The organism is Akkermansia muciniphila (assembly GCF_002884975.1).
Classification (GTDB): Bacteria; Verrucomicrobiota; Verrucomicrobiia; order Verrucomicrobiales; family Akkermansiaceae; genus Akkermansia; species Akkermansia muciniphila_C.
This window is the reverse complement of record NZ_PJKB01000003.1, coordinates 232,130-251,703: the sequence shown is the minus strand read 5'-3', so window position 1 is coordinate 251,703 and position 19,574 is coordinate 232,130. Positions and strand designations below refer to the sequence as shown.

Annotated in this window: 16 protein-coding genes; 2 read left to right on the top strand and 14 right to left on the bottom strand. The window is 62.3% G+C overall.

The annotated features are described in order from the left end of the window. Positions 1–17: 17 nt before the first annotated feature. Genes murC through CXU21_RS10890 form a run of 12 tightly spaced genes read right to left on the bottom strand, consistent with a single transcriptional unit; the run spans position 18 to position 15,278 of the window. On the bottom strand, positions 18–2,315 hold the full coding sequence (gene murC, locus CXU21_RS10945; protein WP_102726055.1) for a UDP-N-acetylmuramate--L-alanine ligase: 2,298 nt from the start codon (positions 2,313–2,315) through the stop codon (positions 18–20). After that, complete coding sequence (murG, locus tag CXU21_RS10940; protein WP_102726054.1) at positions 2,308–3,432, bottom strand: undecaprenyldiphospho-muramoylpentapeptide beta-N-acetylglucosaminyltransferase; 1,125 nt, start codon at positions 3,430–3,432, stop codon at positions 2,308–2,310. Before murG ends, murC begins: the two co-directional genes overlap by 8 nt. Then, positions 3,429–4,571 carry an FtsW/RodA/SpoVE family cell cycle protein gene (locus CXU21_RS10935; protein WP_102712685.1) on the bottom strand — a complete coding sequence of 381 codons (1,143 nt, stop codon included), beginning with the start codon at positions 4,569–4,571 and terminating at the stop codon, positions 3,429–3,431. The genes murG and CXU21_RS10935 overlap by 4 nt, the downstream gene beginning before the upstream one ends. Positions 4,572–4,599: 28 nt before the next feature. Continuing rightward, positions 4,600–5,400, bottom strand: a complete 801-nt coding sequence (locus tag CXU21_RS10930) for a LysM peptidoglycan-binding domain-containing protein (RefSeq protein WP_102712683.1) — start codon at positions 5,398–5,400, stop codon at positions 4,600–4,602. A 23-nt stretch (positions 5,401–5,423) separates the two neighbouring features. Continuing rightward, positions 5,424–6,734 carry a UDP-N-acetylmuramoyl-L-alanine--D-glutamate ligase gene (gene murD, locus CXU21_RS10925; protein ID WP_102726053.1) on the bottom strand — a complete coding sequence of 437 codons (1,311 nt, stop codon included), beginning with the start codon at positions 6,732–6,734 and terminating at the stop codon, positions 5,424–5,426. A gap of 12 nt (positions 6,735–6,746) precedes the next feature. Then, positions 6,747–7,850 carry a phospho-N-acetylmuramoyl-pentapeptide-transferase gene (gene mraY, locus CXU21_RS10920; protein ID WP_102726052.1) on the bottom strand — a complete coding sequence of 368 codons (1,104 nt, stop codon included), beginning with the start codon at positions 7,848–7,850 and terminating at the stop codon, positions 6,747–6,749. 5 nt (positions 7,851–7,855) lie between these two features. Next, a complete protein-coding gene (locus CXU21_RS10915) occupies positions 7,856–9,229 on the bottom strand; it encodes a UDP-N-acetylmuramoyl-tripeptide--D-alanyl-D-alanine ligase (RefSeq protein ID WP_180972786.1) in 1,374 nt (457 codons plus the stop codon). A gap of 19 nt (positions 9,230–9,248) precedes the next feature. After that, the gene (locus CXU21_RS10910) at positions 9,249–10,754 is read right to left on the bottom strand and encodes a UDP-N-acetylmuramoyl-L-alanyl-D-glutamate--2,6-diaminopimelate ligase (protein WP_102726050.1); all 1,506 of its coding nucleotides are present in this window, start codon (positions 10,752–10,754) and stop codon (positions 9,249–9,251) included. Positions 10,755–10,762: 8 nt separating this feature from the next. Then, positions 10,763–12,862, bottom strand: a complete 2,100-nt coding sequence (locus CXU21_RS10905) for a peptidoglycan D,D-transpeptidase FtsI family protein (protein WP_102726049.1) — start codon at positions 12,860–12,862, stop codon at positions 10,763–10,765. Between the two features lie 15 nt (positions 12,863–12,877). Beyond that, positions 12,878–13,222 carry a hypothetical protein gene (locus CXU21_RS10900; protein ID WP_102712671.1) on the bottom strand — a complete coding sequence of 115 codons (345 nt, stop codon included), beginning with the start codon at positions 13,220–13,222 and terminating at the stop codon, positions 12,878–12,880. Between the two features lie 22 nt (positions 13,223–13,244). Beyond that, a complete protein-coding gene (rsmH, locus tag CXU21_RS10895) occupies positions 13,245–14,810 on the bottom strand; it encodes a 16S rRNA (cytosine(1402)-N(4))-methyltransferase RsmH (RefSeq protein WP_257997392.1) in 1,566 nt (521 codons plus the stop codon). Positions 14,811–14,822: 12 nt separating this feature from the next. After that, complete coding sequence (locus tag CXU21_RS10890; protein ID WP_102712669.1) at positions 14,823–15,278, bottom strand: division/cell wall cluster transcriptional repressor MraZ; 456 nt, start codon at positions 15,276–15,278, stop codon at positions 14,823–14,825. 158 nt (positions 15,279–15,436) lie between these two features. Between CXU21_RS10890 and CXU21_RS10885 the strand changes: the two genes are divergently transcribed. Next, on the top strand, positions 15,437–16,216 hold the full coding sequence (locus CXU21_RS10885; protein WP_102712667.1) for an MBL fold metallo-hydrolase: 780 nt from the start codon (positions 15,437–15,439) through the stop codon (positions 16,214–16,216). 52 nt (positions 16,217–16,268) lie between these two features. Then, positions 16,269–16,931, top strand: coding sequence for a trimeric intracellular cation channel family protein (locus CXU21_RS10880; protein WP_180972322.1), 663 nt, complete (start codon positions 16,269–16,271; stop codon positions 16,929–16,931). Positions 16,932–16,974: 43 nt separating this feature from the next. Here CXU21_RS10880 and mnmE read toward each other — a convergent pair whose 3' ends face one another. Both mnmE and mnmA read right to left on the bottom strand, forming a co-directional pair. Beyond that, entirely contained in the window at positions 16,975–18,324 is a 1,350-nt protein-coding gene (mnmE, locus tag CXU21_RS10875; protein ID WP_102726047.1) for a tRNA uridine-5-carboxymethylaminomethyl(34) synthesis GTPase MnmE, read from the bottom strand. Next, positions 18,321–19,394, bottom strand: coding sequence for a tRNA 2-thiouridine(34) synthase MnmA (gene mnmA / locus CXU21_RS10870; protein WP_102726183.1), 1,074 nt, complete (start codon positions 19,392–19,394; stop codon positions 18,321–18,323). The genes mnmE and mnmA overlap by 4 nt, the downstream gene beginning before the upstream one ends. Positions 19,395–19,574: the final 180 nt, after the last annotated feature.

Genomic DNA, 19,574 nt, shown 5'->3' with positions numbered 1-19,574 from the left:
ATAAAATAATAAGTAGGTTAAAATTGAGGTTCCCGGTCACCGATGACCTGGGCTTCCGATTTCAGGTCAATGCCGCGGTTTTCCATGGCTTCCTTCCGGATCATGTCAATCAGGATGGTGATGTCCCGCGCCCTGGCGCGGCCGCGGTTGATGATGAAGTTGGCATGCACGTCGGACACGCAGGCATCTCCCACGCAGGCGTTTTTCAGGCCCAGTTCGTCAATGAGCCTGCCCGCCGGGATTTCCGCCGGGTTCTTGAAGATGCAGCCTGCGCTGGCTCCTACGGGCTGGGTAAGCTTGCGCTTGGCGCGGGCTTCTTCCAGGCGCTGCTCCATTTCCTGGGGGGAAGCGGGCTGCGTCTCAAACACGGCCTGAAGAACAAAATTATGGGCCAGGTCCGGAATGGAACGGTACTGGGCATTCAGTTCCTCCTTTGTGTGGCTGCGGATTTCCCCGTCTTCATCCAGGCAGACGACGGAGATCAGGTTTTGGATCATATCCATGCCCATGGCTCCGGCGTTCATGCGGAGGCTTCCCCCCACGTTGCCGGGAATGCCGTCCATCCATTCCAGGCCGCCCAGGCCGTTCTGGACAGAGGCGGAGACCAGCTTTTTCAGCCGTACGCCCGCACCTGCGGAGATATGGCTGCCCTGGATGTCCAGCACGTCGAATTCGCCGCCGGAGGGGTGAATGACGGCGCCGCGCAGGCCGCCGTCCCTGACGATGATGTTGGAGCCGCGGCCAATGACGTGCACGGGAATGTTCCGGTCCCGGCAGTAGTTGACCGCCGTCCGCATTCCGGAAAAGGTGGAAGGCTCCAGCCAGTACTGGGCGCAGCCGCCCACGCCCATGGTGGTATGGCGTGACATGGGTTCATACAGCCTGCCTTTCAAGTCTTCCCCCGCGGTGCGTTCCAGGTCTTCCAGCAGGGCCAGGTCACGGGCGATGCGCATGCCGCATTCATGGACGTTCCCGGCTCCCAGCGTCAGGAACAGGTCTCCCGGGTTCAGCGCGTTGCCGATGGCGTGGTGCGCCGTGGCGAGGTTGGGAAGGTAATGGGTTTCCACCGGGCCGTGCTTGTGCATGGCGTCAATGATGGTCTGCCCGCTTACTCCCTTGATGGGTAGTTCGCTGGCGGGATAAACGTCCGCCACAAAGACGAGGTCCGCCGCCTGGAGCACCTTGCCGAAGTCGTCCGCCAGCATCTGCGTGCGCGTGTAGCGGTGCGGCTGGAAGTACACTACCAGGCGGTTGGGCTGGAGGGAACGGGCGGTCTGAAGGGTGGCGGCTATCTCCGTGGGATGGTGGCCGTAATCGTCCACAATCCGGATGGAGGGGGAAAGGTACTTGGTTTCAAAGCGGCGCTTGGCTCCGGCAAAGGAGGCCAGCCCGCGCGTCACCGCCGGGAAATCCACGCCCAGTTCCGTTGCCAGCGCAATGGCCGCCAGGGAGTTCAGCACGTTGTGGCGTCCGGGGATGCCCAGCTCCACGCGGCCCAGTTCCTCCTGCCCCTTCAGCACGGTGAACAGGGTGCGGCCGCGGCGTTCCACCACGTCCGTGGCGGTGTAGTCCGCATCGGACCAGCCGTAGGAAACGGAATTGGGGTACGCGGCGCATACGTCCGCAGCGCCGGGATGGGCGCGGCAGTAAATGATCTTGCCCCGCGTCTGGGAGCACAGCTGGTTGAATACGGTCTTGATTTCATCCAGATCCTTGTAGTGGTCCAGGTGTTCCGGCTCAATGTTGAGGACGATGCTGTGCTCCGGAATGTAGTTCACCAGCGTGCCGTCGCTCTCGTCCCCTTCCGCCACCAGGTATTCGCTGTCCTCGTTCCAGTGGGCGTTGGTGCCCAGCACGGGAATTTCCGCGCCCACGTAATGGCACGGGCGCATGCGCCCTTCCCGCATCAGGTGGGCGCAGAGGGCTGACGTGGTGGTTTTGCCGTGCGTTCCGGAGACCACGACGCCCTTCTTACCGTTCAGGATGGCCGCCAGGCATTCCGCGCGGCGCATGCAGGGGATGTTCAGCTTGCGCGCGGCGGACAGGGCCGGGTTGTCTTCCCGGATGGCGCTGGAATAAATGACGATTTCCGCGTCCGAGACGGCGTCCGCGGAGTGAGGGCAGGAAAAAGACAGGCCCAGGCTCTGGAGCCGTTCCGTTTCCGTGCTGGTTACCCGGTCGCAGCCGCTCACCCGGTGGCCCATTTCCATCAGCATGAGAGCCAGGCCGGACATGCCGGAACCCGCTACGCCGATGAGATGCAGGCGTGCCGGGTGTTCCCTGTCCATCAGGCGTTTGCGTAAGGTTTCAATCATGGATGGCTGCATGGTCCGTGTTTTCAATGACATTGGCGATGCGGGATACTGCATCAGGCGTATCCAGACGTAAAGCACATTCATTCATGGAGGCCAGCAGGGAGGAATCCTTGAAGACTTCGTTCAGAAAGGCCGTAATATCGTCCGGCGTGAGGGTGTTTTCACGCATCATGCGCGCCGCCCCGTGGGCGGCGAAGACGCGCGCGTTGTGCGCCTGGTGGTCATCCGCGGCAAAGGGGTAGGGAACCAGCAGGGCCGCCTTCCCCATGTGGGCCAGCTCCGTCAGGCTGGACGCCCCGGAACGGGAAATGACCACGTCCGCCGCGGCATACGCGGTCGCCATGGCGGAACAGAACTCAATGACGTGCACATGGGGCATGTCCGCCGTCAGCTGGCTCACGCGCGCAAAGTCCGCGGAGCCGGTGATGATGAGGAAGTCGCACAGGTTCGCGCACTGCCGGGCCGCTTCAATGACCAGGGAATTCAGGTTCTTGGCCCCCTGGGAGCCGCCCATCACCAGGGCTACGCGGCGGTCCTTCGGCAGGTTGAGCTCCGCCCGGGATTCATCCTTGTCCCTGCGCTCCTCCATCTCCTGGCGCACCGGGGTGCCGGTGACGATGCACTTGGCGGGGTTGAAATAGTGCCTGGCCTCCTCAATGCCCAGCAGCACGTTCGTGCAGCATTTGGCGGTCATGCGGTTGGCTTTGCCGGGCAGCGCGTTGGAGTCATGCACGTAAGTGCGGATGCCCTTGCGGTGGGCGGCGTACACGGGCGGAAAGGAGGTGAAGCCCCCCATGCCGATGACGACGTCCGCGTTCACCTCGTCCAGCAGGCTGCGGCTGAAACGGATGGCCTTGTACAGCTTGATTCCGAACCCCAGCAGGGCCATGGACGGGATTTTGGGCATGGCAATGGCTTCAATGGTGCGGAAGTTGAGATCGCCGTAATTCCGGCTGGCCTGGGCGTCCACCTTCTTCTGGGAGATGAGCAGGGTGACGTTGTGGCCGCGCTTTTTAAGTTCCTGGGCCACGGCGATGCCGGGGAAAAGGTGTCCCCCCGTGCCGCCGCAGGCAATCACGATGTTCAGGGTGGGACGCGTGGAGGAGGGGTCAGTCATAATCTTACATCAATGGAACGTTCGTCTTTGCGGGTGATTTCACAATTGGGCTGTGCTCCGGTGGAAAATCTCTGAATACTGGTGAGCATGCCCAGGGCGGCCAGCGTGAAAACCAGGTTGGTGCCCCCGAAGCTGATGAAGGGCAGGGGAAGGCCGGAGTTGGGCACGGCGTTGGTCACCACGGCAATGTTCAGGATGGCGGGACAGAAGATGATGGCGACGATTCCCACGGCCAGGAACCGCCCGTAGGCGTCCCGGCACTGCATGGCTACGCCGATGCCCGCGTACGTCATCAGGAAGTAGCAGAGCAGGACGAACATGGTTCCGTAAAAGCCGAATTCCTCGCCAAGCGGGGCGAAGATAAAGTCCGTATGGGCGAAGGGCAGCGTGCCGTGTTTTTCCGCGCTGTTGCCCAGGCCCACCCCGTCCAGTCCCCCGCGGGACAGGGCGATGGAGGCGCGGTACTGCTGGAGCCCCGCGCCCAGGCGGTGGGCGTCCAGGTCCTTCCAGGCCAGGAAGCGTTCCAGGCGGTTGGCGTTGCTCTGGACCAGAACGTAAAGGGCTCCCCCGGCCAGGGCCAGGGCGCCGCCCAGGTAAATTTTACGCGTTCCCGCCACGAACATCACGCAGAACGCGGCCAGGGCCAGCGCTACGGAGGTGCCCATGTCCTTTTCAAAAAGGATCAGCGCCAGCGGAATGCCGAAGATGAGGCCGGGCATGGCGAACCCCCACCAGAAGGAAGTGGTGCGGTCCCGGTACAGGGCCAGCCAGTGGGCCAGCGCCATCATCATGCAGAGCTTGGCGCATTCACTGGGCTGGAACTGCATGCCGATGGTGATCCAGCGGCGTTCCCCGTTGATTTCCTTCCCGATGCCCGGCACGTAGCACAGCACCAGCAGGAAGGAGGCGAACCCCAGGATCCACCAGATGTATTTCCTCCATATCCGGTAATCTATCCGGGAGAGGACCAGGGCCCCCAGCAGGCCCGCGCAGGCAAAGGCCGTCTGCTTGAACAGGGGCTCGTACGGATGCGTGGTTTCCTCCGCCCACGCCGCCGTGCTGGATACCATCACCAGGCCCACGACCAGAAGGCAGATGACGAAAAACCAGACCAGAATCATGCAGACTTTGGAAGACATGGCGGGAGGGTTGGGGGCGGGAGGAGAGCTACTTCTTGGGGATCATGATCTTTTGGCCGATCTTGAGGCGCGCTACGTCCTTGTCGCTCATCTTGTTGAATTTCTGGATACTGCGCCAGTTCATCTTGTACTTGCGGCCAATCACGGAGAGGGTTTCTCCCTTTTTCACAACGTGCGGCACGCCGTCCAGTTCCGCCTCAGCCGCGGCGGTCTTTTCCTGCACGGGCTTGTCCCCCGGGCGTGCGGGGATGACCAGCGTGCTTCCGCTGACAAGGCGCTGCACCTTGGGGTTGACGGCCTTCAGGTCATTGACGGCCACCCGGTTGTCGCGGGCAACGCGGTCCCACGTGTCCCCCGTGCGTACAATGTGGCGCGCAGGACCTGCCACCGGAGCGGCGTCCGGAATATGTTCCCGGGCGGCGGGCGCAGGCTGCCTGTCCGGGCGGGCGTCCACTACCTGTTCCGGCTGCGTGATGGTGACCGGGGCGGCGGGAGCGGCTTGCGGAACACGGGGCAGCGCCGCGGGGGCAGCCGCAGGCGCGGGCGTCTGGGCAACAGTGGGCGGCGCAGGCAGCGTGGTTGCCATTTCCACTGTTTCCGTGGTGTTTCTGAACCAGGTGCTGCGGATATAGACGCCGCCGATCACGAGAAGGTGGAGAAGAAGGAGGACGACAAGCCAGCGCACGACGGTGCTGCTGGGAGCGTCATCTTCAAATTCGGAGACGCGGGCGCGGTACCTGCTGAGCTTGGCGCGGAGTACGGTGCCCATTTTGCGTTTCGGACGGGTGCGTCCGGTCGGATTGTGATCGGGGGTCTTGGTCGTTTTCATGATGGTGGGTTTCTGGTGGGTTGTCAGGGAAGGGGTGTGAGGGCGTTCACCGCGTCCCGGAAGGCCTGGCCGCGCTGGACATACCCGGTGAACATGTCAAAAGAGGAGGTGCCGGGGGAGAACAGGACGGTGTCTCCCGGCTGCGCCAGGGCGCGGGCCCTGGCTGCGCAGTCCGCCACGTCCGCGGCTTTTTCCGTGGGAACCACGGGGGAAAAGGCATTCTGAAGCTGGTCCGCGATCTGGCCGAAGACGACGCACGCGCGCACCTTTTCCTTCAGCATGGGCCGCAGGGGCAGGTAATCCAGTCCCTTGTCCTTGCCTCCGGCAATGAGGACCACGGGGGAGTTCTGGGATTTCAGCGCCGCTTCCAGCGCGTGCAGGTTCGTGGCCTTGGAATCGTTCAGCCACAGCACGCCGTCCAGCGTGCGGACGGTCTCGCAGCGGTGGCCGGGGGGAGTGAACTCCTTCAATACTTTCGCAGCCGTTTCCGTGGGAATGCCCAGGTGGCGGCAGGCCAGCACGGCGGCCATGGCGTTTTCCGCGTTGTGGCGCTGGTTCAGGGTGGTATCCGCCAGGTTCAGCAGGGGCTTGTCTCCCTCCATGACCTGCGGTTCCCGGTAATAAAGGTCCGCCGCCGGATCTTCCGAACTGAAGGTGCGGACGGGGGCGTCCAGGTGCGGAAGCCGCTCTCCGGAGCGTACCACGGCCAGGTCGTTTTCCGTCTGGTTGTCGAAGATGTGCAGCTTGGCCTGGTAATAATCCTCCACGGACTTGTAGCGGTCCATGTGGTCCGGCGCAAAGTTGAGCCATACGGCCACGTCCGGGTGGAAGTCACGGATGGTTTCCAGCTGGAAGGAACTGACTTCCAGCGCAAGCACTTCCGGCACGGAATCACGGAGCAGGATTTCCGCCATGGGAACGCCGTAATTGCCGCAGGCCACGGCATCCTTTCCGGCGCGCAGCAGGATTTTTTCCACCAGGGACGTGGTGGTGGTTTTTCCGTTGGTTCCGGTGATGGCGATGATGCGGCCATGGTAGAAGCGGCAGGCCAGCTCCATTTCACCGATGGTTTCCACGCCTTCCCGCCCGAAGGCCCTGACAAAGGGGCTGTCCGTCTCAATGCCGGGGGAAATGACTACCAGGTCCGCGCGGAAGGCGCGCCCGTCTTCCTCCGTGGCGGCAGCGTGCAGCGGAATGTCTTCCGGCCAGTTTCCGATGGAGGCGGAGGTGTCAAACACGCGTACGCGGGCGCCGTGCTTCATGGCGAGGCGCGCGGCGGCGCGTCCGCTTCTTCCCGCTCCCAGGACGGCTATGTTGAGGTTGTTGAGCTGCATGTCCGTGGCTTGTCAGGCGGTGGTGATCAGGAACAGGCCCAGGAACGCCAGCAGGAGGCTGATCATCCAGAAGCGGGTGATTACCTGCGTTTCCTTCCATCCCTTGAGTTCAAAGTGGTGGTGAATGGGGGCCATGGCGAAGATGCGCTTGCCGTGGCGCAGTTTGAAGCTGCCTACCTGGAGGACGACGGATACGGCTTCCATGACGAAGACGCCCCCGATGACGATGAAGAGAAGTTCCTGCGCCGTGCAGACGGCGGCCATGCCGAACGCCCCGCCCAGGGCCAGGGAGCCGGTGTCCCCCATGAAAACCCTGGCCGGGTAGCAGTTATGCCACAGGAAGCCCAGGCAGGCCCCCACCAGGGCCATCATGAAGACGCTGATTTCACCTGCGCCGGGGTGGAAGGGGATGTCCAGGGAATCCGCCATCAGCCAGTTCCCGCAGACGGCGGCAAGGATGGCATAGGAGATGCCCGTGGTGACGGAGCAGCCGGAGGCGAGGCCGTCCAGGCCGTCCGTCAGGTTCACCGCATTGGAAGCGGACATGACCACCACGGTGCCGAAGGGGATGTAAACATACCACGGCAGGTTTACCTGGCCGTAAAACGGGATGAAGAGGGAGGAAACATAGTCATTCAGTTCCACGCGGGGAGCGCCTTCCGGGTACAGGTACAGGAACGTGACGCCAGCCAGCCCGGCCAGAAACTGGATGAGGAGTTTTTTGCGCGCGGAGATGCCGTCCGACGTTTTCTTGGCCACCTTCAGGTAGTCGTCCCGGAAGCCCAGCAGCCCCAGCGCCAGCGTGACGAACAGGCAGGCGATGATGAAGGGATTGCCCATTCTGGCGCACAGCAGGGTGGCTGCCGTCATGGAGCCTGTAATCAGCACGCCGCCCATGGTGGGCGTGCCCGCCTTGGCGCCGTGGAGCTCCGCCAGCTTGTGCACTTCCTCCGCCGTTCTGATGGGCTGGCCGATTTTCAGGGAAATCAGCGCGCGGATCACCCGCGGGGCGAACATCATGGTCAGGACAAAGGAGATGAGGCAGGCCAGCAGGGCTCTCCCTGCCGGTTCTGCAAGCGCCCCTGCGGGGCTGAGCTGTTCAATGAGGGAATGCATAAAATTTACTGGGGCGGAAAGGTGAGGTTCATGACTTGCTCCATCCGGGCAAGGCGGCTGCCCTTGAACAGGACGATGTCCCCGGGGGATGTGTGGCTGCGGAGCCACTCCGCGGCTTCTTCCGCGGTGCCCAGGTTTACGGCCTGGGTGGAGGAGCCGGGGGAAATGGCGTCCGTGATGCGTGCCGCGTCCGGCCCTACGCTGACCACGCAGTCAAAGCGGAGTTTTTCCGCCGTGCGGCCCACCAGGGCGTGGCCTTCCGCGGAGAACGTGCCCAGTTCCCCCATTCTGCCCAGCACGGCAAAGCGCCTGCCAGGGCAGGAGAGTTCCGCTACGGTGTGCAGGGCGGCCTGCATGGAATCCGGATTGGCGTTATAGGTATCGTCCACCACCAGGATGCCGTTGACCCGGGTGCAGTGGAGCCTGCCCCCCGTAAGCTGCGCGCTGTTGAGGCCGGAGACGATCTGCTCCTTCGCAAGACCTGCCACCCAGCCCGCGGCGGCGGCCAGCAGAGCATTTTTCACCATGTGGCGGCCGTGGACGGGCAGTTCCACCACCTCCCGGCAGAAGTCCGGGATGGAGAGGGTGAAGCGCGTCCCGTTTTCCGTGGAAACGGGGTTTTCCGCGCGGACGGTTCCGGCGTCAATGCCGCAGTCAATGCAGGCGGCGCGGGTGGACTGGCGGATCATGTCCGCGTAGTCGCAGTCCGCCGGGAAAATCATGAAGCCGTCTTCCGGCAGGCAGCGCGCCACCGTGCATTTTTCCCGGGCGATGTTTTCCCGGGACCCCATGTATTCAATGTGGGAGGTGCCGATGCTGGTGATGATGCCGATCTTAGGGCGCGTCATGTCGCACAGGGGGGCCAGTTCTCCCGGGTGGTTCATGCCCATTTCCCACACGGCGGCTTCATCCGCCGGAGAGGCCTGGAGGATGCTGAGGGGAACGCCGATGTGGTTGTTCAGGTTGCCCTGCGTGGCAATGGTCCGGAGGCCCTGGGAAAGAACGGAGGCCGTCAGGTCCTTCGTAGACGTTTTTCCGTTGGACCCCGTCAGCCCGACGGCGGTGAGGGTAAGGCCCGTGCGCCACCAGGAGGCGAGCTTCTGAAGGGCTTTCAGCGTATCCTCCACCAGGATGACGGCGCAGGAGGGGTCAATGCCCGGTTCCACGCGGCTGACGACGACGGCCGCCGCGGTGCGGGATGCCTCCGGCGCAAACAGGTTGCCGTCAAAATTTTCTCCCCCCAGCGCGAAGAAAACGGCATGGGGCGGCAGGGAGCGGCTGTCCGTGCACACGCCTCCGGAAGCGACCCTTTCCAAGGGGCCGCTGACCGGTTTTCCGCCGATGGCATTGCAGATGCCGTGTGCCGTGAGGGAGGTCATGAAAATGATGGTGCGTGTGTTATGCCTGCGGGAATTCTTCCCTCTCCTTGATGAACATGTTGCGGCGAACTTCCTTGGCGTCGCTGAAATCAATGCGCCCGGTGGAAAGCTCCTGGTAGTTTTCATGGCCCTTGCCCGCAATGAGGACGACGTCCCCCAGCCGGGCCTGTTCAATGGCTGTGGCGATGGCCCGGGCGCGGTCCGGAATGATGGCGTACCTGCCTTCCGGCATGCCCGCCGTAATCTGGTTGATGATGGAGAGGGGTTCCTCGCTCCTGGGATTGTCGGAGGTGACGATGCTGGCGTCAGACAGGCGCGCGGCCACGGCGCCCATCAGCGGACGCTTGCCCTTGTCCCGGTCCCCGCCGCAGCCGAACACGGTAATCAGGCGGCGGGAGCAGATTTCCTTGAGCGTCTTGCAGACGTTTTCCAGGGCGTCCGGCGTATGGGCGTAGTCAATGAAGATCTGGGCGCCTCCGGGGTGGGTGAACAATTGCAGCCTGCCGGGAACCTGAGGAATGTTCTGGAGGTTCGCGATGGCGTCCCGCACCGGGATGCCGGCGCAGATCACGGCCGCCAGCGCGGCGAGGCTGTTGTACATGTTGAATTTGCCGATCAGGGGCACGCGCACCAGGTAGCTTTTCCCCTTGTATTCCAGTTCATACTCGCTGCCCTTGGCCGTGGCGTGGTGCACCAGCATGCGGAAATCCGCGCCCAGGGCGGAACCGTAGGTCTTCACGGTCATGCGGCCGGAGAACATCTCCGCCAGGCGTCGGCCGTAGGCGTCGTCAATGTTGATGACGGCCACGGGCTTGCGGCGGGACTTGGTTTCCTGCGCCATCTGCTCGAACAGCTTCGCCTTGGCCTGGAAATAGTTTTCCATGGTGTGGTGGTAGTCCAGATGGTCCTGGGTCAGGTTGGTGAAAATGCCCACGTTGAAATTGATGCCTGCCACGCGTTCCTGGTCCAGCGCATGGGAGGATACCTCCATGGAGACGCCGCGGCAGCCGTTTTCATTCATTTCCTTCAACAGGTGTTCCAGTTCCAGCGGGCCGGGCGTGGTGTGGGTGGAGGGGGTGATTTCCTCCCCGTTGTCATAGGCGATGGTGCCGATCAGCCCGGCGCGCAGCCAGGACTGTTTGAGCAGGGAATGGGCGATGTAGGCCGTGGTGGTCTTTCCGTTCGTCCCCGTTACGCCGATCATGGTCATGTGGCGGGAGGGATGGCCGTTCCAGGCCGCGCCCAGCAGGCTGACGGCCAGGCGGGAATCATTTACCTCCACCCAGGAGACGCCGCCGTCCCGGGCTTCCTTCGTGCAGGGCATTTCCGCGACAATGGCGCAGGCTCCGCGGCGGATGGCTTCCGGGATGAACTCGTGCCCGTCTGTCTGGGTCCCCTTCACGGCGATGTAGCAGGAGCCGGGCAGAACACGGCGGCTGTCGCATTCCAGATGGGAGATTTTCACCTGGGGGGAGCCGGTGAGCGTATGGGCGGGAAGGTCTTTGAGTAGCGTAAGTAGCTTCATGATGTGGTTTATCTGCGCGGCGGTTTGGACGTGGAGGAAGAGGCTTGCGCCCGGGAGGCTTTCTTGTCCGCCTCTGCGGAAGGCGTGTTTTTGGGGATGTTCATGGCCGCCGCCAGGCGTGTGGCCAGTTTCTGGAAGACCGGGGCGCAGACGGTGCCGCCGCCGGGATGGCAGTGCTTGGAGGTGGGGTCGTCAATGACGATGAGGCAGACGAAGGCAGGGTCCTCCACCGGAAGCATCCCTACGAAAGAGACGGTATAGCGGTTTTCAAAGTAGCCGCCCGTGGGCTTCACCTTGTGGGCGGTTCCGGTTTTGCCCCCCACGTTGTAACCTTCAATCCGCGCCCTTTTGGCGGTGCCGTCCAGGTCCGTGACATGGAACAGGGCGTTCCGGAGGCTGCGGGCCGTTTTAACGCTCATGACCCGGCAGGCTTCCACGGGCGGGGAGGGCTGGAAGTTCTTGTCATCCACATAAATGCCGTCCACCAGGCGCGGGCGCATGCGCACCCCGTCATTGGCGATGGCGGCATAAGCCATGGCGACTTGCAGAGGGGAGACCATCAGGGAATAGCCGAAGCTGATGCGGGAGAAGTTGACGAAGTTGTTGCCGTCCTGGCACTGGCTGCTGGTTTCTCCCGGCAGGTCAATGCCCGTCTTGGAGGAAAAGCCGTACAGGTCAAAGTACTTTTTATAGGTGGGCCAGCCGGACCTGAGCGCAATGCGGAAGGCGCCCGGGTTGCTGGACTTTTTCAGCACGCCCGCTACGGTCAGGCCGCTGTAGAAGCGGGGAGCGTCCGTGACGGGGCGGGAGCCGGGCACCATGTACGGCGTGCAGTTGATCATGGTGTCAAACGTGGCTTTCCCGGTATCCACGGCGGAAGTGACGGAAACTATTTTGAACGTGGAGCCCGGTTCGTACAGGGACTGCACGGCAAAGTGGTAGGCTCCCTCCTGAAGCCCCTCGCGCGTATTTAAATTATAGTGGGGGCGGCTGGCCATCGCCAGAATGCTGCCGGTCTTGGGCTCCACCACGATGATGCAGCCGCGGGGCTTGTGGGTCTGGTCCGTGTAAAAGGAGATGGCGGCATCCAGTTCCTCCTCCACGATGGTCTGGTACTCCATGTTCACCGTCAGGCGCACGTTCAGGCCGTCCACGGCGTCCTTGAACCGTGAATCCGCGGAGGGGATGATGCGGCCGCGGCTGTCCTTCCGGTACTCCCTGATGCCGTTGTGGCCCAGAAGCTGGTCGTCCAGCTGCTTTTCAAGGCCGGAAAGAGCCACGGGCCGGGGGCCGCTGTCCTTCGTCTGGGCAATGTAGCCCAGAATGTGCACCATGCATTCCGGTACGGAATAGACGCGCTTGGAAGAGGTTTCAAACCGGAACCCCTGGACGCGGGCGTTCTGGATGGCCTGCCGCAGCAGCTCCGCTTTTTCCTCGGACAGGTTCTTGGCGATGACGATGCGCTTTTTGGGAATCTCCCCGTCCTTTTCCACCGTGTTGATGATGTCCTGCACGCTTACGTCCGGCAGGAAGGGGGCAATCACGTTGGCGGCGTATTCCAGATGGGCCTGCACGTATTCCTTCACCATCTCCGGCTCGTACAGCTCTTCCAGCTTTTTCCTGGCCATGTCCACCCCTTCCGGGCCGTCTTCAGGTTCTTCCAGCAGGATTTTGGCCAGATTATGTTCCTTGCTGCCGTCTTTTTTGCTGGCCGCCTGGCCCAGAATCTTGCTGCGGAAGCCGGAAACGAGCTTCTCTTTTTCCTTTTCCGTCACGGCTTTCTCCCAGAAGGCGGAATGGACGGCCTTGGAATAGGCAAGCGCCCAGCTGATGGTCTTGGGATCGTTCAGGTGGTAGCCATCCGCAATCAGCTCGGAGCTCTGCATGTTGTTGGTCAGGATTTCCTCATTGGCATCCATGATGCGGCCGCGCTGGGGCAGAAGCACCTCCCGTTCAATGATGCCGCCGCTGGGAACGCCGCTCGTTTTCCGGGGGGAAACCAGCTGGAGGTTGACCAGAGTCAGCATCAGCCAGATGACCGCAGCTCCCGCCACGCCGCACAGGACGAGGCTTCTTCTGGCAAATCTGGACTTCGTGATCGTGGTCATGAACGGCTCAACGCATTAATTGCCTGCCGCGGCAATGCGGGAGGCGTTTTCGGAAGAAATGTATTCGATGGCGGAGGGCTCAATAGGCTGAAGGCTGGACTTGTCCTGGGCCAGCCGGTCGCGGATGGCCCAGCGGCTGGTCAGGGAGGAAGTCTTGGAGCGGTAGTATTCCTTCGTGAGTTCGCAGGAGGCGATCTCCTCGTTCATTTGCTTGATGTCGCGGGCGACCTGGATCTGGTCGTTCTTCAGCACGGCATAAGTGATGCCCGCTCCGCAGGTCAGGGCGGCGAAGGCAATGAGCCACATGATCATGCTTACGCTGATCTGGTGGCCGGTGAAACGCTGTTTGAATTTTTTCATGGTGGTGGCGAAGGAGAGGGTGTCAGACGATTTTTTCCACACCGCGCAATTTGGCGCTGCGGGAACGGTGGTTGGTTGAAAGTTCTTCTTCTCCCGCGGTGACTGGCTTGCGGGAAAGCAGGCGGAAGCAGTAATCCGGATTGGGGCGCGGCGCCGGCCATTCCGGGCGGTCGATCTCCGGACGGCTCCGGAGGTCGAAGAACTGCTTGACCCTGCGGTCTTCCAGGCTGTGGAAGGTGATGACGGCCATGCGGCCCCCCTTGCCGAGCAGGCGCACGGAGGAATCCAGCAGGGAGTCCAGGGCGTCCAGCTCGCCGTTGACGGCAATTCTCAGGGCCTGGAACGTGCGGGTGCCGGGATGCTGCCTGCCTTTGCGGGGGAGAACGGATTCCACCACGCGGGCAAGCTGGGCGGTGGTGGTGACGGGAGCCTGGGAGCGGGCCTTCACGATGGCGCGGGCGATGGCGCGGGAGGCGCGTTCCTCGCCGAACTGCCAGAGAATGTCCGCGATCTCTTCCTCCGGAGCCTCGTTAACCAGGTTCCGGGCGGAGAAGGCGGCGCGGGTATCCATGCGCATGTCCAGCGGGCCGTCTTCCCGGAAGGAAAAGCCGCGGGAGGCGGTGTCAAGCTGGTGGGAAGAAACGCCCAGGTCCGCCAAAAGGCCGTCCACCCGGGAAACTCCCTGCTGGGCGAGGATGGCTTCCACATCCTGGAAATTGCCCGCGAGCACCTTGAAGCGGGAGCCGAAGCGGGCCAGCTTGAGCGTGGCGGCGCGGCGTGCGTCCGGGTCACGGTCAATGCCCCAGACGGTAGCGCCCTGTTCCAGAAGAAGTTCCGTGTGGCCGCCGCCGCCCAGCGTGCAGTCCACGATGAGTTTGCCGGGGCCAGCCGCCAGCATGTCCACCGTCTCATGCAGCAGGACGGTGATGTGGCTGAAGCCGTTGCCGGAGACGGCTTCGTCCGTTTCCGCGTCAGCGGTGGCGGAAATGGCGTCATCCCCCAGCTCGGCAACCAGGGCGTCCACTTTGGCTCCGGCTTCCGGAGCCTTCAGGGCTTCCGTATGGTACACGTTTTCCCAGGCCATGGAGGGGGCGAGCGCTTTCCAGGAGCAGACCAGCTCATCCACGCCCATCTCCTCCGTCAGCTCCGCAATCACATGCACATGGTTGCGGCAGATGCTCCACGCCAGCACGCGGCAGGAGGTGGTATCCGCCAGGCCGTCCGCCAGGGCCTGGACCTCGTCCGGGCGGATGTGCGTACCCGCGCCCGCGCGTAAGGAAAGCTCAACGTGGCTGTCAAAAGCCCGGTTCAGGCTGGAGGACAATGCGCCCAATTTGCCGTAGGCGCCCTTCTGGCCCGCCAGGGACATTTCCCCGGTGATGCGCGTTTTTTCCTGCTGCCAGGCGATCATGTCCTGCGCCGGAAGGGCGTCGTGCCCCCAGAAAACAATGGAATATGCCGTGACTTCCGCATCCAGCCCGGTTCTGGCTCCAACGCCCAGGCTGGAAACAAGCCAGCCCGGGCGCAGCGCAAGCGTTGCGTACGGATGGGCCTGGTGCGAGGGCGGAATGGTGGAGTCAGGGGGCATGAAGGATGGAGATCAGAGAATGCCGTAGGATTGGTTAATATCGGAAATGCTGGCGTTTTCCCGCCGGGAAACCTCTTCGTAGAGAGACGGTTCCCATAATTCGAAGTATCCTCTCCGCGCGGCCAGCTTGACGGAGGAACTTAATTGTGCGTGTTCGCACATTTGTTTGGGTATCAGCAATTTACCCTGGGCGTTAATGACAGCCTCCACGCAGTTGGCGTATAATCTGCCGATAAACAGGTCGATCTGCGCCTCCGTGTATCCGGGGGTGGATTCAATCTTATCAATGATTTGCTGGAATTTTTCCCGCGTGTAGGCTTTAACAGTCGGCAGTTCAAGGCGCCGTCCGGACAGCAGGAGCAGGGCGCAACCTTCGGTAGGCCTCCATTCAGTCGGAATTGCAATCCGGTTTTTGGGGTCCAGCTTGTGGGTGTATGCACCAAAAAGGTTGTCAGATACACTGCTCATCACATGCAAGTACACTACGTAGTGACTTCAATACACTTTAATGCACTTGAAATGTCAACACCGTACTGGAAAAAAGTATTTTTTATTGTGTTCATGTCGTGAAAAAAAAGCATTGATCCGGTCTTGCGCCGCTCCGGGACCGGTATTATATTCCGCGCATGATGCAGTTTTGCGTGTTGGGCAGCGGCAGCGGAGGAAATGCCACCATCGTGAAGGCGGGGGAAACCGTGCTGCTGGTGGATGCCGGGTTCAGCGCCGCCAGACTGCGGGATAAAATGAAATCCGCCGGTGTGGAACCGGATGACCTGGACGCCATTCTGCTCACCCACGAGCACAACGACCACATGAAAGGCGTGCACCAGTTCACCAAGAAGTACACCGTGCGCGTTTATGCCACCCGCCATACGGCCATGTGCGTTCAGGAAAAGGCGCCGGAAGCCCCCTGGGCCTACTTTGAAAAGGGGCAGTCCTTTAAAATAGGGGACATCGTGGTCACCCCCTTTGCCACCTACCATGACGCCGTGGACCCCGTGGGGTTCAAGTTTGAAACGGAACAGTCCAGCCTGGGCTTCATTTCCGATACGGGGCATGCCCCCGGCAGCGTGGCGGAATACCTCTCCATGGTGGACAGCCTGGTGGTGGAATCAAACTATGATCCGGACATGCTGGCCGCCACCCCCAAGCGTCCCTGGCCGCTGAAGCAGCGCATTGCCTCCGAGCACGGGCACCTGTCCAACGAGCAGGCCTGCGACCTGTTGCGGCGCATCGCCCATGACGCCCTGAAAAACGTGGTGCTGGCGCACCTGAGCGCAGAAAGCAATTCTCCGGCATTGGCAGAAAGCCTGATGCGTGCTACCCTGCATGACATGGGACTGGCTTCCACCTCCCTGTTCTGCGCCAGCCAGGACTCCTGCCTGCCGTGGATACGGGTCTGCTGAAGCTCTCCTCTTCCTCCTTTCCCCCGCCATGTTCCTCTCCATCTGTGAAATCATGAGCACGATCATTGGAGCCCTGGCGGGGTCCATTGCTTCTTCACGGGTGAAAATGGACCTGTTCGGCGTGATTGTCTGCGGCACGCTGGCGGCCCTGGGGGGCGGAACCGTGCGTGACCTTTTGCTGGATATCCCGGTATACTGGACGCTGCCTTCCGGTGAAATTTTCGTTCTGGCCGCCGTCGTCACCAGCCTGGTGACTTTTTACCTGGCCCAGAAATATCCGCCGCCCATGGGCACTATCCGCGTGGCGGACGCCATTGTGCTGGCCCTCTTCGGCATGATCGGCACGGAAAAATCCTACCTCCACGGCTATACGCCTACCGTTTCCGTGATGATGGGCATCTGCACCGGCGTGGCGGGCGGCCTGCTGCGCGACGTGCTTACCGGGAACGTTCCCTACGTGTTCCGTCCCGGGGAACTGTATGCTACCGCGGCCCTGCTGGGCGGTGTGGCGTACGCGGTGCTTTACTACTTTGGAATCGACTCCTCCACCTGCTTCGTGACGGGGTTCGTAGTCACGCTCTCCGTGCGCCTGGCGGCCATCCGCTGGAACTGGAACCTGCCTTCCTACATCCCCCTGTTCTCCCCGGAGGCGGAACCGGAAGCCATGGAAGAGGAGGAGAAGGAAGCCCTTGCCGGGAAGTCCGGCGGGAAGTAACGGTTTCCGCTCGTTGAATGGCGTTTCCGGACGTTCCGGAGGGTTATTTGCCCAGGCAGAAGGAGGAGAAAATGGCGCCCAGCACGTCCTCCGTATCCACAGCCCCGGTGATTTCCCCCAGGTGCGTCAGGGCTTCCCTCAGTTCCAGCGCCGTAAATTCCGGGCTTTCCTGCCGGGAGATGGATTCCGAAGCCATCCGCACATGCTCCAGGCACAGGCCCAGTTCATGCTGGTGCCGGGCGTTGATGGCTACCAGGGAGCTGCCCGTTTCACCGGGCAGGGAGGAGGCGAAGGCCCGGACGATGGCTTCTTCCAATTCCTTTCTGCCTTCTCCGGTGGCGCAGGAGAACCGGATGCCGGGAACGGCCTCCCAGTCCGGGTGGATTCCCAGGTCGCACTTGTTCAGAATTAGCAGCCGGGGCGCGGTACGGGCGGCGGTGGGGAACGCCTCTGTCCGGGGCGCGGAGGCGTCCGCCACTTCCAGAACTAGGTCCGCGGATTCCAGCGCCCTGTTGGTGCGGGTGATGCCGGCCTGTTCAATGACGTCGGAAGATTCCCGGACGCCTGCCGTGTCAATCAGCCGCAGGGCCAGCCCGGCAAGCTGGACGGATTCCTCCACCGTGTCCCGCGTGGTTCCGGCAATATTGCTGACAATGGCCCGGTCATACCCCAGCAGGGTATTCAGCAGGCTGGATTTTCCGACATTGGGCGGTCCGGCGATCGCGGTGCGGATTCCTTCCCGCAGCAGGCGGCCGCCCTCGGCGGTCCGGAGGAGGGCGGAAAGTTTTTCTTCCATGCTCCGGAGACGCGCCAGCAAACCGGAGGCGGTGTCCGGGGAAATGTCTTCATCCGGAAAATCGATATAGGCCTCAATATGGGCCAGAACATGAACCAGGCTGTCCTTCAGTTCGTTCACCTGGGAGCCGATGCCCCCGCCCAACTGGCTTTGCGCGGCCTTCAGGGCCAGGTCGCTTCCGGCGGAAATCACGTCCATGACGGCTTCCGCCTGGGTCAGGTCCATGCGCCCGTTCAGGAAGGCCCTCTTTGTGAACTCGCCCGGTTCCGCCGGGAAAGCTCCGCACTGGTACAGGTGTTTCAGCAGGCGGTCTGTCACCAGCATGCCGCCGTGGCAGGAGATTTCCACGGTATCTTCCCCCGTATAACTGGCCGGGGCCGGGAACCAGGTGATGAGCGCCTGGTCAATGGCGGTTCCCTCCGCGTCCAGAATGCGGGCCAGCGTTGCCCGGCGCGGCTGGAGGTGTTCCGTGAAGGCCGCGGGGGTGCATTGTTTCAGGACGGCCATGCAGCCGGGACCGCTCATGCGGATGACGGCGATGGCTCCCTGTCCTGCGGCGGTGGCCTGCGCGGCTATGGTGCGTTCCGGGTCAATCATGGTTCTATGGATTCAAAAAAACCGCCGCCCAGCAGCTTGCCTCCGTCGTAAAAGGCGCAGACCTGTCCCACGGCCAGCGCCCGGAGGGGCGTATCAAAGCTCAGGCGCACCTTTCCTTCTTCCAGATATTCGCAGGAGGCCCATTCCGCCTTGGCGCGGTAGCGGGGCTGCGCCATCACGCGGGAGGGCAGGGGAGACAGCGTATTGGAAATGCCGCCAACCACCGCATGGGCTGCGTACAGTCCCTGCGTGGACGCGTCTTCATACCCCAGGATCAGGCGGTTGCGTTTGACGTCCTTCCCCACCACCACGTAGGCGATTCCTTCCCGCGGGGAGGCGACGCCGTGGCCTTTCCTCTGGCCCATGGTGAACAGGTGCAGGCCGTTGTGGGAGCCAAGCGCCTTCCCCTCCGTATCCACGATTTTGCCGGGTTTGTCCGGCAGGTAGTGGCGCAGGAAGTCGCTCATCTTCACCTGGCCGATGAAGCAGATGCCCTGGCTGTCCTTCTTGCGCGCTGTGGGAAGGCCGTATTTATCCGCCAGCACGCGGACTTCCGGCTTCAGCAGGTCCCCCAGGGGGAACATGGCACGGGCTGTCTGGTCCGGGCGCATCAGGGACAGGAAGTAGGACTGGTCCTTGTTGGGGTCCCGCCCGCGCAGGATGAAGGAACCTTGCGGCGTATCCAGCCTGCGGGCGTAGTGGCCGGTGGCTACGGAATCAAACCCCTGTTCCAGGGCGTAATCCAGAAAAACGCCGAACTTCATTTCCCGGTTGCAGAGCACGTCCGGATTGGGCGTGTATCCGGCGCGGTAGCCTTCAATCAGATAATTCACGATGCGGGAACGGTATTCGTCCACCAGGTCGATGACCCGGAATTCAATGCCGATTTTTTTGGCGACGGCCAGCGCGTCCTGGATATCCTGCTCCCACGGGCATTCTCCGGGAATGCCCTCGTCATTCACCCAGTTTTTCATGTAGGCCCCCACCACGTCATGTCCCTGCTCCACGAGCAGGGCTGCTGCCACGGAGCTGTCCACCCCGCCGGATAAGCCTACAAGAATGCGTGCCACGATGTTGAAAAGGATATGGGTGTGATAGGGAACCTGCGTTTGGGAAGTCTTTCCCGCCTGCCCCTGTAAATCAAAGATGCCCCCGCAAGCCAAGACAAAAAGCGGGGAAGACAGGCATCCGGCGCCAACATCAGGCGGTAGCGCGGTGTTTCCGTGCGGACAACCGGGCATATCTTTCCC